This window comes from Catenulispora sp. GAS73 (genome assembly GCF_041262085.1).
Taxonomy (GTDB): Bacteria; Actinomycetota; Actinomycetes; order Streptomycetales; family Catenulisporaceae; genus Catenulispora.
Window position 1 is genome coordinate 443,675 of the sequence record NZ_JBGCCM010000002.1, and the last position, 11,703, is coordinate 455,377.

9 protein-coding genes and 1 pseudogene are annotated in these 11,703 nt (G+C 70.9%); 1 reads left to right on the plus strand and 9 read right to left on the minus strand.

The features are described from left to right. The 9 genes and pseudogenes from ABH935_RS04530 to ABH935_RS04570 form a co-directional block, all read right to left on the minus strand. Positions 1 to 588 (minus strand): NADH-quinone oxidoreductase subunit J, encoded by a 588-nt coding sequence (locus tag ABH935_RS04530; RefSeq protein WP_370376463.1) that lies wholly within the window; start codon positions 586 to 588, stop codon positions 1 to 3. Continuing rightward, positions 585 to 2,273 carry an NADH-quinone oxidoreductase subunit I gene (locus ABH935_RS04535; RefSeq protein WP_370376464.1) on the minus strand — a complete coding sequence of 563 codons (1,689 nt, stop codon included), beginning with the start codon at positions 2,271 to 2,273 and terminating at the stop codon, positions 585 to 587. Before ABH935_RS04535 ends, ABH935_RS04530 begins: the two co-directional genes overlap by 4 nt. Before the next feature lie 5 nt (positions 2,274 to 2,278). Further along, complete coding sequence (locus ABH935_RS04540) at positions 2,279 to 3,247, minus strand: NADH-quinone oxidoreductase subunit H (RefSeq protein ID WP_370376465.1); 969 nt, start codon at positions 3,245 to 3,247, stop codon at positions 2,279 to 2,281. Continuing rightward, the gene (locus ABH935_RS04545; protein ID WP_370376466.1) at positions 3,244 to 3,888 is read right to left on the minus strand and encodes an NADH-quinone oxidoreductase subunit C; all 645 of its coding nucleotides are present in this window, start codon (positions 3,886 to 3,888) and stop codon (positions 3,244 to 3,246) included. Before ABH935_RS04545 ends, ABH935_RS04540 begins: the two co-directional genes overlap by 4 nt. Positions 3,889 to 4,198: 310 nt before the next feature. Then, positions 4,199 to 4,747, minus strand: a pseudogene (locus ABH935_RS04550) (NADH-quinone oxidoreductase subunit B); the annotation flags it as partial. Next, a complete protein-coding gene (locus ABH935_RS04555; protein ID WP_194922195.1) occupies positions 4,738 to 5,166 on the minus strand; it encodes an NADH-quinone oxidoreductase subunit A in 429 nt (142 codons plus the stop codon). The pseudogene ABH935_RS04550 and the gene ABH935_RS04555, both read right to left, overlap by 10 nt. An 87-nt stretch (positions 5,167 to 5,253) precedes the next feature. Beyond that, positions 5,254 to 9,072, minus strand: a complete 3,819-nt coding sequence (locus ABH935_RS04560; RefSeq protein ID WP_370376467.1) for a protein kinase — start codon at positions 9,070 to 9,072, stop codon at positions 5,254 to 5,256. A gap of 123 nt (positions 9,073 to 9,195) precedes the next feature. Next, the gene (gene purE / locus ABH935_RS04565) at positions 9,196 to 9,708 is read right to left on the minus strand and encodes a 5-(carboxyamino)imidazole ribonucleotide mutase (RefSeq protein WP_370376468.1); all 513 of its coding nucleotides are present in this window, start codon (positions 9,706 to 9,708) and stop codon (positions 9,196 to 9,198) included. Further along, positions 9,701 to 10,858, minus strand: coding sequence for a 5-(carboxyamino)imidazole ribonucleotide synthase (locus ABH935_RS04570; protein ID WP_370376469.1), 1,158 nt, complete (start codon positions 10,856 to 10,858; stop codon positions 9,701 to 9,703). The genes purE and ABH935_RS04570 overlap by 8 nt, the downstream gene beginning before the upstream one ends. Positions 10,859 to 11,093: 235 nt before the next feature. On the opposite strand from ABH935_RS04570, the gene ABH935_RS04575 reads away from it, so the two are divergent. Next, positions 11,094 to 11,702 carry a GtrA family protein gene (locus ABH935_RS04575; protein ID WP_370376470.1) on the plus strand — a complete coding sequence of 203 codons (609 nt, stop codon included), beginning with the start codon at positions 11,094 to 11,096 and terminating at the stop codon, positions 11,700 to 11,702. The last annotated feature ends 1 nt before the right edge of the window (position 11,703 follow it).

The following is an 11,703-nucleotide window of genomic DNA, read 5'->3' on the forward strand; positions in this document are numbered from 1 at the left end:
TCAGGCTTCGGCCTCCGTCTCGGCGTCGGCGGCATCCATGGCGAACTCGGCGTCCGCGGACACGTCCCGCCGGGACAGGACGATCGCCCCGACCAGCGCGGCCAGCAGGAGCACCGACAGGAGCTCGAAGGGCAGCACCCAGTAGCGGAACAGGCTGGAGCCGACGGCCTTCGCGGTGCCGTTGACGACCGCCTGGCGCGGATCGAACCACGTCGTCCGCACAGCGTCGCCGACGACACTGACCAACACCCCGGCGGTCGCCAACCCCACCACCGCCGCAGCCCACCGATTCCCGGAATCCAGCTCGGTGGTACGCCCGATCGGCGCCCGCGTGAGCATCAACCCGAAGAGCAGCAGCACGGCGACGGCCCCGACGTAGATCAGCACCTGCACCCACGCCACGAACTCGGCGGCGAGCAGCAGATAGCACCCGGCGAGCCCGCCGAGCGAGACGACGAGCCAGAGCGCGGCGTGCACAAGGTTGCGCACGGTCACGGTGAGGATCGCGGCACCGAAGGTCAGCAACCCGACGAGCACGAAGGTGATCTCCACACCGGTGGTGGAACTCAGGGCGCGGGTGGTGGTCATCCGGCGGCCTCCGGGGTGTCGGGGGCGGAGTCGGGGGCCGGGTCCGAGTCGGGCGCTGGGGCTGGTGCCGCGGGCTTGGGGGCGGCGGATTTGCGGGGGCGTTGGGGCTTGGGCTCGGTGGAGTCGGGAGACTCGGTGGAGTCGGTGGAGTCGGATGATGCTGTCTTGCGGGGGCGGCGGGGTGTGGTTTTGGCGGTGGACTTCGTGGTCTTGGATGCGGCGGTTTTGCGCGAGCGGGCCGCGGGCTTGGCTGCCGGCTCGGGAGCTGCTTCGGCGGCGGGCTCGCTCGATGCCGATGCTGATGCTTCGGCGGGAGCTTCCGGCTCAGCTTCAGCAGCAGACTCGGCCTCGGCAGCAGGCACGCTCGGAGCTGGCACTTCGGCCGCAGCTTCTGGCGCGGCTTCGGCAGCAGGCTCTATCGGAGGCAGCGGCTCGGTCTTGGCCTCGGCCGGCTCGGCTTGAGCAGCTGGCTCGCTCGAAGCCGGCGACTCAGCCTCAGCTTCGGCGGCAGCTTCTTGCGGAGCTTCGGCGGCAGGCTCGGCGGCCGGCTCGATCGGAGGCAGCGGTTGGGTCTTGGCCTCGGCAGCCGGCGCTTCAACGGCAGGCCCGGCAGCGGGCTCGACCGGAGGCAGCGGTTGGGTCTTGGCCTTGGCAGTCGGCGCTTCAGCGGCAGGCTCGGCAGCCGACTCGATCGGAGGCAGCGGCTGAGTCCTGGCCTCGGCAGCCGGCGCTTCAACGGCAGGCCCGGCGGCCGACTCGATCAGTGGCATCGGCTGGGTCTTGGCCTCGGCAGCCGCAGGAGTCGGTTCCGGCTCGGCCTTGCCCGCAGCCTCAGCGGCCGCGATCTCAGCGGCCAGCGTCGCCGAAAGCTTCGAGTCGTCCCCAGCCTGCGCGCGAGGCTCCGCCGACTCGACCTTCGGCAGTTCCGTCGTGTCCGTCAACGCGTCGGGGGCCGTGATCTTCGGGATCTCGGCAGTGTCGTCGACCTCCGGCTTCGGCAGCGGCACCGTTCCGTCCGGCTTCGGCGCGGGCGCCTCGGGACGCGGCAGCGGCTGGGTCCGCGCCGACGCGGGGGTGGCCGGCTTGGCAGCTGGGGCCGTCGCGACCGCCGTCGCCTCCGCCGCCGCGCGGTCGGCTGCCGCCTTGGCCTCGGCCGCGGCCTGCTTCTCGACCGTCTTCTGGGCGGCGGCGATCTCCTTCGGCGGCTCGGCGTTCGCGGCGTGCGAGGGGGGTGGTGGGACCGTCCACATCCAGTCGCGGAGGCGGTCCTTCTCGTGGAGGAGGTCGACGATGTCGAATTCGGCGTACTCGAATTCCGGGGACCAGAACAGGGCGTCGAAGGGGCAGGCTTCGATGCAGATGCCGCAGTACATGCACAGGCTGTAGTCGATCGCGAAGCGGTCGAGGACGTTGCGGGTGCGGTCGCGTTGGCCCGGCTCGGTGGCCGGGACGACTTCCTTGTGGGAGTCGATGTAGATGCACCAGTCGGGGCATTCGCGGGCGCAGAGCATGCAGGAGGTGCAGTTCTCCTCCAGCAGGGCGATCACGCCTCGGGAACGCGGGGGGAGCTCCGGTTTCACGTCCGGGTACTGCGCCGTGACGGAGCGGTGGGTCATCGTCTTCAGGGTCGTGGCCAGGCCCTTGGCCAGGCCGGCGCCGGGCAGGGCGCGCTTGTCCGCGCTCATCTGGTTCAGACCACCTTCAGGATTCCGGTCAGCGCGATCTGCGCCAACGCCAGCGGGATCAGGGTCGTCCACGCCAGTTTCTGCAGCTGGTCCTCGCGCAGGCGCGGGTAGCTCACCCGGAGCCAGATCACCAGGAAGGCCAGCACCAGGGTCTTCGCCAGGGTCCAGAACCAGCCGAAGCCGGCCTCGCCGAGCCCGAAGTAGAACGGGCCCTTCCAGCCGCCGAGGAACAGCACGGCGGTCAGCAGGGACAGCACGACGATGCCCGCGTACTCGGCCAGCAGGAACAGGGCGAAGCGGATGCCGGTGTACTCGGTGTAGGCCCCGAAGATGATCTCGGAGTCAGCCACCGGCATGTCGAAGGGCGGCCGCTGGAGTTCGGCCAGGCCCGAGACGAAGAACACGAACAGGCCCATCAGCTGCCACGGCAGCCAGTACCAGTGCCAGGCCTCGGCGATGCCGGTCAGCGACAGGGTCCCGGCCGCCATCGCCACCGAGGACGCCGCCAGGATCATCGGCAGCTCGTACGCCATCAGCTGCGCCGCGCTGCGGATGCCGCCGAGCAGCGAGTACTTGTTCGCGCTGGCCCAGCCTGCCATCAGCGAGCCCAGCACGGCGACGCCCAGCACCGCCAGCACGAAGAACAGCCCGGCGTCCAGGTTCCGCCCGACCTGCGTGCCCGGCCCGATCGGGATCGTCACCAGCACGACCAGGTACGGGATCAGCGCGACGGCGGGCGCCAGCTGGAACACGCGGCGGTCGGCGGCTGCCGGGACCACGTCCTCCTTCTGGGCGAACTTCACGCCGTCCGCGACGAGCTGCGCCCAGCCGTGGAAGCCGCCGGCGTACATCGGCCCCACGCGGGACTGCATGTGCGCCATGGCCTTGTGCTCCATCTGCCCGACGACCAGTGGCACGACCAGGAAGAAGCCCAGGATGACGGCCAGCCGGACGACGGCGTCGGTGACGGTCATGCTCCGCCTTCCTGCCCGGGAGTCTCGGATTCGGCGGACGCGGCAGATTCGGCAGATCCCGCGGACTCGCCGGACTCGTCGACCCCGTCCTCTGGCAACGGCTTCAGCCAACCGTCCGGAACGCCCGGCGGAACCATCCGGCGGCGCGTCGCGCGCCCGGCCGGAGCCGCGTGCGAAGGCCCGCCCTCCCCCGGCTCCTTGACCCCCGGCCACTCCTTGGCGACCCGCGCGGCCAGCACGAAGTCCTTGCGCAGCGGATGCCCGTCGAAACCGTCGGGCAGGAGCAGCGGGACCAGGTTCGGGTGGTCGGTGAACGTGATGCCGAACATCTCGAACGTCTCGCGCTCGTGCCAGTTCGCGCCGCGATAGACGTGCACGGCCGAGGGCAGCTCGGGTTTGTCCTTCGGAATGCGGGTCCTGATCAGCAGGCGGGTCGCCCGGTCGTCGCCCTCGACCTTGGCGACGTGCGCGAAGACGTCGAATCCGGCGGCTTCCTCGTCGACGGCGGTCAGCCAGTCGAAGAACGTGTACCCGAGCCCGTGGGCCCGCTCCAGGGTGGCCAGCCAGTTCTCAGAGGCGACCGTGACGGTCCGTTCGCCGAAGGTCTCCTGGACGTCGTCCCAGGTCTCGGTCTCAGTCATCGTCGGCGTCCGGCTTCTGGTTGAGGATGTTGAGGCCGATGTCGCGGGAGCGCCGCAGCTCCTTCGGGTAGCGCCGGTAGAAGAGCTTCGGCGGCTTCGGCTTCTCCACGATCGGGAGCAGGACCGTCGGGGCGTCCTCGCGCGGAGGGAGCAGAGAGACCGGCGCCTGGGCCGTCGCGAGGATGTCCGCGATGGTCTTCGTGTCGGCGACGGTTGGGGATCCCTTAGCGTCGGTAGACCCTATGGCCCCTGCGGAGAGATGCTTAGGAGAGCGACGCATAAAGGGAAGCCGCGGAGCGTTCCGGGGGTCGCGTCCGCTATAGCGCGCCGAGAGATCTTCGGCTGCAATCTTTTCCTGCAGCTTAATGATTCCTTGAAGCAACGCTTCAGGACGCGGAGGGCAGCCCGGTACGTAGACGTCCACCGGGATGACCTGATCGACGCCCTTGGTAACGCAGTAGGAGTCCCAGTACGGGCCCCCGCAGTTGGAGCAGGACCCGAAGGAGATCACGTACTTGGGTTCGGGCATCTGGTCGTACAAGCGCTTCACGGCCGGGGCCATCTTGTCCGAGACCGTGCCGGAGACGACCATCAGGTCCGCCTGGCGCGGTCCCGGCGCGAAGGGGATGACGCCCAAACGGATGAAGTCGTGGCGGGCCATGGAGGTGGCGATGAACTCGATCGCGCAGCAGGCCAGGCCGAAGTTGAAGACCCAGAGGGAGTAGCGGCGTCCCCAGTTGAGGACGACACGCATCGGCGCCGGGGCGGCACTGTTGAGGAGTCCCAGAGCCGCTCCGGTTCCCTCTGCAGAGCTCTGCGCAGGGGCGCCCACGCGCGGAATGGGGAGGTCTACAGCCATGCGAGCACACCCTTCTTGTAGGCGTACAGCAAGCCGACCGCCAGGAAGCCGAGGAAGACGAACATCTCCACGAGCGTCGTCCCCTTGAAACCGGGCGCCGCGAAGATGGTCGCCCAGGGGAACAGATATACGGCGTCTACAGCGAAGATGGCGTATAGGAACGCATATACGTAATAGCGGACCTGCGTATGGGCCCACCCCTCGCCGACCGGGTCGACGCCGCATTCGTAGGTGAGGAGTTTCTCGGGGGTCGGCGCGTGGGGGCTTAACAAGCGGTTGGCCCCGAACGCCGTCGCCACGAAGGCCACTCCCAGGAGCAGGAGGATCCCGACCACGGAGTAGGCACTGAAGTACGTACCATTACTCCCTGTGCCCGCCGCGTTTCCGACCGCTGCGACGGCCGGTCCATGCCCTGTCATGACTGACAGGTTAGTGGTCCGGCCGGGCTGCGTTGAGCACGGCGCCGTCCAGTGGACTGGTGGACCGACGTCCGTCCGCGGCGTGGATCAGGCGCTGGCCGCCTCCAGCAGCCAGTGCGGGTCCTGCCAGACCACGGTGAAGCTGCGGGTGGTGCCGCTGCCGGAAGCCGGAGGATCGTTCACGGTGACGGTCATGGTCGTCGGAGTCGAGCCGGGCTTCACGTCGGTCACCTGGCGGCCGCGCAGGTAGTCGGCGCTGATGTTCGACCAGTGGTCCTGGAAGTACTTCTCACACTGCGGCATCGGGTCGCCCTGCCCGTTCCAGCCCGCGCTCTTGGCGGCACCCTGCTGCGCCCCGACGGTCTGGGAGGCGCAGACGGTCTGGAAGTCGTGCGCTGCGGCGGCACCGTAGAGCCCGCGCAGAACGACATCGCGCGCGCCCGGCGCCCCCTGCTGCGCACCGATCGGCCCGGCCGCCGCCGCGGTCGTGGCGGCGGCGTCGCCGACAGCGGCGGCGGGCGGGGCGCCGGCCCCGGACTTGGAGGAGCTGCCGCCGGACAGCGCGAGGATCGCGCCCACGACGACGCCGATGACGACGATGCCCGCGACCGCGAGGACGATGATGCGCTTGGTGCCGGACCAGGAGGACCAGCCCTTGTGGACGCTGGTGTCGAGGAGGGTCGGGGTGGGGCCGTGCGGGCGTTCGGGGACGCCGTACGGGGACTCCATCGACGGCGGGAGGGGGACGATCGTCATGCCGCCGACTTGGGGGTTGTGCTGTTGGAGCGGTGCGGGGGGCTGCTGTGCGTAGCCGAACTGGGGGTTGGGCTGGCCCTGCGGCTGGGGCTGGGATTGCGGGTGCTGGTAGGCCTGGTGCTGGCCGGCGGGAGGCTGCTGCTGGAAGCCCTGGGGCGGCTGCTGGAAGCCTTGCTGCTGAAAGCCTTGCGGGGCTTGCTGGTAACCCTGCGCGGGGGGCTGCTGGTAGCCGGCCTGGGGTGGCTGCTGATAGCCCTGCGGCGGCTGCTGCTGGGCGTAAGGCGCCTGCTGCTGCGCTGCATAGGGCTGCTGAGCCTGGCCCTGGGGTCCGGCGAAGGGCGACTGCGGGGCGGAACCGAAGGGCTGGTGGGACTGCTGGCCCTGCGGCTGCGGCGCGGAGCCGAAGGAAGGCTGACCCTGCGCGCCCTGAGCCTGACCCTGCGGCTGCGCGGAACCAAAAGCCTGCGGGCCCTGCGCGCCCTGCGGCTGCGGCGGGGAGCCGAACGGCTGCTGACCCTGCGGACTCTGGATCTGGGTCTGCGCGAACGGCGAGCTCGGCGTCGAAGGCTGCGACGGCGCGAACGGCTGCTGACCCGGCTGCTGGCCCTGCTGCTGGCCCGGCGCGGCAGGAGGCTGCTGGCGGTTCGCCGCCGTGGCCGGGCCGCCGAAGCCGGGAGGCGGCGTCATCGGCTGCTGGAGGTGCGGCGGGATCGGCGGGGCGTGCGTGATCGGCTTGGGGGCCGCGTCTTCGTCGGCGGAGGGCGCGGCGTCCGGCGGCGGAGCCCCGGGGGTGACCGCGGGCATGCCGAAGCCGGTCGCCCAGCCGGGCTCGGCGATGGACGGGACGCTGACCTGCGGCGGGCCGGTGCGCGGGGCGGGCGCGTCATCGCCATCGGCGTTCGGGTCGGTGGCGGTGACCACCGGGATGTTGAAGTTGGTCGCGAACGTCGGCTCCGCGATCTGCGGGACCGTGACCCCGCTCGACGCCGGCGCGGGTGCGCCGCCCTCGGATTCCTCGGAGTCGCCGGCGCCGGACGCCGCGGTGACAACCGGCATGTTGAAGTTCGTGGCGAACGTGGGCTCGGCGATCTGCGGGATCCCGATCGACGGCTTGGGCGCCGCCGCCGGCGGCGCGGCCCCGGCCTCGGACTGCGGGGTGACGGCGGGGATGTTGAAGTTGGTCGCGAACGTCGGCTCGGCGATCTGCGGGACGCCGGGATTGGCCGGCTTCGGCGGGCCGAAGGCGGCATCGACGTCGGACGCGGCGGATTCGGGCGTGGCGGGCTCGGGCTCGGGAGCAGGTTCGGCAGACGGCTGCTGCCCAGAACCCGAGTTCTCGTCCGGCGCATTGGTGGCCGCGGCTATCGAATCCGCTGCTTCGGCCGCTGCGGCAAGCCGCTTGGCCTCCTCACCGATCGGCGTGAACCCCGCCGGCAGCCCGGCCAGCCCTGCCGAATCCGGCTCGGGCGTCGGCTCCTGCGCCGGAACAGGCGCGTGCGACGACGTTGCGGCACGCCAAGCCGGTTCCTGCGGCTCGGGCGCCGGGGCCGGAGCCGGCGCCGCAGCCGGAGCCGGCGTGATGATGGTCGGCATGTCGCTGCCCGAGGGCCCGGACGGCCCCCACGCCGGAGGCCCGGGCTGCTGCGCACCGCCGCCGGCCTGGACGTAACCCTGCGGAGCCGACGCACCGTACTGCTGCCCGCCGAACTGGCCAGGTGCCCCGTGCTGCTGGCCGCCGTACTGTCCCGGCGGCACCTGCCCTGGCGGCACCTGCCCCGGCGGTGTCTGACCCGCGCCGGCGCCGTACTGCCCACCAGTCCCGTTCGGGTCCTGCTCGTCCGGCTCCGGGACGCCCTGCGGTTGCCCCTGCCCCGGCGCAGGCCCGTACTGTCCGCCGCCGGTCTGGCCGCCCGGCTGCCCGTACTGACCCTGCCCGCCACTCATCGCAGTCCCCTGACTGTATTGACCAATGGGCTGCCCGCTGTAAGCCGCCCCCGTCGCGGAGCCGGCGTTCGTCGCCTGCCCTCCGCCTTTCCGTCGCAAGAATCCGCCGAGCCCGCCGGTCTTGCCGCCGGCGCCGGTGCCCAGGCCGGTGTCGCCGGCCCCGGCCGTCGGCGAAGCTATCGGAGCCGGCGCGGGCCCGGGCCCCGGAACCACCTGCCCCACGTTCGCCAGCTCCACCGCCCGCGCCGCCAGATCGCGCGACACCGCGGACGGCAGCCACCCCGTGACGTCCGACCCCCGCAGTGCCGGATGCCCCTGCAAACCGCCGTCGAGCGCGGCCCGGCACATCTCAACCAGCTGCGTCGGAGTGGGACGCGCAGCAGCATCCTTCGTCAGACACCGCGCGGCGATGTACGCCAACGCCGGTTCGAGCCCCTCAAGGTCCGGCTCGTGATGCTCGACGCGGTACAGGATCGCCATCGCGTCGCCGAGGCCGAACGGCGTGCGGCCGGTCGCGGCGTAGATCAGCATTCCGCCGACCGCCCAGACGTCGGCCGGGGCGTCCACATCCGCCCCCGCCACCTGCTCGGGGGCCATGAAACTGGGCGTGCCCAGCCGCATGCCGGTGGCGGTGAGCATGCTCGCGTCCGTCGCGCGGGCGATCCCGAAGTCGATGACCCGCGGCCCGTCCGAGGCCACCAGCACGTTCGCCGGCTTCAGGTCCCGGTGCACGATCCCCGCGGTGTGGATGGCCTGCAACGCCAGCCCGATACCGACCCCGAGATGCGCCACCGACCGCGGCGAGAAGGGCCCCGCGAGCTGCACGGCGGCGCTCAGCGGCGGCCCCGGTATGAAGTACGACGCCAACCACGGCGTCGCGGCGTTCGGATCCGCGTCCGTCACCGCGTTCACGAACGGCGAGTGCACCGCCCGCGCCGCCGCGATCTCGCGGGCGAAGCGCTTGCGGAAGTCCCGGTCGGCGGCGAAGTCCTGCCGCAGCACCTTCAGCGCGAAAGCCTGCCCGGTCGGCGCGAACCCGAGGTAGACGCTGCCCATCGCCCCCTGACCCAGCCGCCCGCGCACCGCGTACGGCCCGATCTGCCGCGGGTCGGCCTCCAGCAGCGGCTGGATGTTCTTCGAGACGATGCTCCCGGCACCGAGGCCGCCGTAGCCGCCGGGCCCCGGAGCGGGTCGGTTGGCCTCCACTGAACTGCTCCCCCATTGTCGTCGCGCGCGTGAGGTGATTGTCCTCTCTTCAGCGGACGGTAGTCACCCACGTAGGGCATGGACAACGGATACCAGACGAGTGTGCCCCGCTATGCGCCCGGCCTACTCTGCCCTAACCGCACGCAGGACCGCACCCTTGGCTGTGGCCTGGGCGTTGAGGTCATCCTGGAAGGCGCGCATGGCGCCGAGCAGTTCCAAGTCGTGGGACGCCAGGATCCGGGCGGCGAGCAGGCCGGCGTTGCGGGCGCCGCCCACGGACACCGTCGCGACCGGGACGCCGGCCGGCATCTGCACGATCGACAGCAGCGAGTCCATGCCGTCCAGGTACTTCAGCGGGACCGGGACGCCGATCACCGGCAGCGGGGTGACCGAGGCGAGCATGCCGGGCAGGTGGGCCGCGCCGCCGGCGCCGGCGATGATCACCTTCAGGCCGCGGCCGGCCGCCTTCTCGCCGTAGGCGATCATCTCGCGGGGCATGCGGTGGGCCGAGACCACGTCCGCCTCGTAGGCGATCCCGAACTCCTCCAGCGCCTCGGCCGCCAGCTTCATCACCGGCCAGTCGGAGTCCGAGCCCATGACGACGCCCACCAGGGGGCCCGCGGCCGCCTCACTCATCGATCTCTCCTCGCAGGTAAGCGGCGGCGTGCCGGGCGCGTTCGACGGTGTCCTCGAACGACCTGCCCGGCAGACCCAGGACATTCACGTGCCCGATCTTGCGGCCCGGCTTCACAGCCTTGCCGTACATGTGCACCTTGACCCCGGGGTCGTGCGCCATGACGTGCTTGTACGCCGGGTAGACCTCGGGCAGGTCCAGGCCCAGCACGTTCGCCATGACCACCACCGGCGCCACCGGCTTCACCTGCCCCAGCGGCAGGTCCAGCACGGCCCGCAGGTGCTGCTCGAACTGGCCGGTGACCGCGCCGTCCATGCTCCAGTGCCCGGAGTTGTGCGGCCGCATCGCCAGCTCGTTGATCAACACCGCGCCGTCGGCGGTCTCGAACATCTCCACCGCCAGCATCCCGGTGACGCCGAGTTCCTTGGCGACGGTCAGCGCGATCCGCTGCGCGTCCAGCGCCGCCTCCTCGGACAGCCCCGGGGCCGGCACGTAGACCTCGCGGCAGACGCCGTCGATCTGCAGCGACTCGACCACCGGGTAGGCCGCGGCCTGGCCGTGCGGCGAGCGCGCGACCTGGGCCGAGAGCTCGCGGACGAACGGCACCTTGGCCTCGGCCAGCAGGCGCACGCCGCGCTCGGCGGCGCCGGCCAGCACCGCCCGCGCCGCGGCCAGGTCGTCGACCATCCACACGCCGCGGCCGTCGTAGCCGCCGCGGGTGGCCTTCAGCACGTAGGGGAAGCCGACTGTGGCGCCAAAGTCGGCGAGGTCGGCGTCGGTGGCGATCAGGGCCCACTCGGGGCACGGCAGCCCCAGCGCCGACAGCCGCTGCCGCATCAGGCCCTTGTCCTGTGCGTGGACGAGCGCGTCCGGGCCGGGGCGGACGGCGACGCCGGCGGCCTCCAGCTCGTGCAGGAAGTCGGTGGGGACGTGCTCGTGGTCGAAGGTCAGCACGTCGCAGCCGAGGGCGAAGGACTTCAGCGCCTCGAAGTCGTGATGGTCGCCGATCACGGTGCCCGGCGTGACCTGCGCCGCGGGATCGTCCGGCTGCTGCGCCAAGACGCGCAGCTCGACCCCGAGGCCGATCGCGGCCTGTTGCATCATGCGCGCCAACTGGCCGCCGCCCACGACTCCTACCACCGGAAAGCTCACCACCTGAGTCTAAGGCGGGAGCGGCGGCGCCTTTGACGCGGCCTGCGCCGATTCGGTTGCACACCTGGACACAATCGGTGGCGGAAATCCGGCCAAACTCCACGAATGGGTGCGGCCCGATGTCACAGCTACGTCGCGATGAGTAGATTTAACGGAGGTTTCCCACTCAGCTGTCGAAGTGGCTCAGAAAGGGACGGTACCCTCGGGTCGCTAGGAGAAAACCGATGGAAGACAGGTGGCAGGCGTGACGGTCGTGCGTTCTCTGTACAACCGCTTCGAACACCTCGTCCACGAGCTGTCGAAGTTCGGAGTCGTGGGCGCGGCAGCCCTCTTGGTCAACATCGCCGTGCTGAACGGGATGCTGCTCGCCGTCAAGGACAAGCAGATCGTCGCCACCATCGTCTCCACCGTGGTGGCCACCTGCGTGGCGTACGTCGGAAACCGCTACTGGACGTACAAGGACCGCGACAAGATCGACCGTCACCGGGAGATGCTTTTCTTCTTTCTGATCAACGGCGTCGCCGCGGTCATCGAAGTGATGTTCGTCTTCATCGCGAAGTACGGCCTGGGCGAGGACAGCACGCTGGCGGTCAACATCGCCAAGTACGTCTTCGGTATGCCGATCGGAATGCTGTTCCGGTTGTACTGCTACCGGACTTTCGTCTTCCCCGAGGGTGCCGAGCCCGAGGTCGTCCCGGCCGCCGCCACCGCGCCGCTGTACCCGGCCGGCCACCCGGTGCAGAACGGCTACCCGGCGCACACCCCTCAGGCCCATGTCCAGCAGGCACATGTGCAGCAGGCGCACGTCCACCAGCGCCCGATCCCGGAGACCGCGAGCCGCTGAG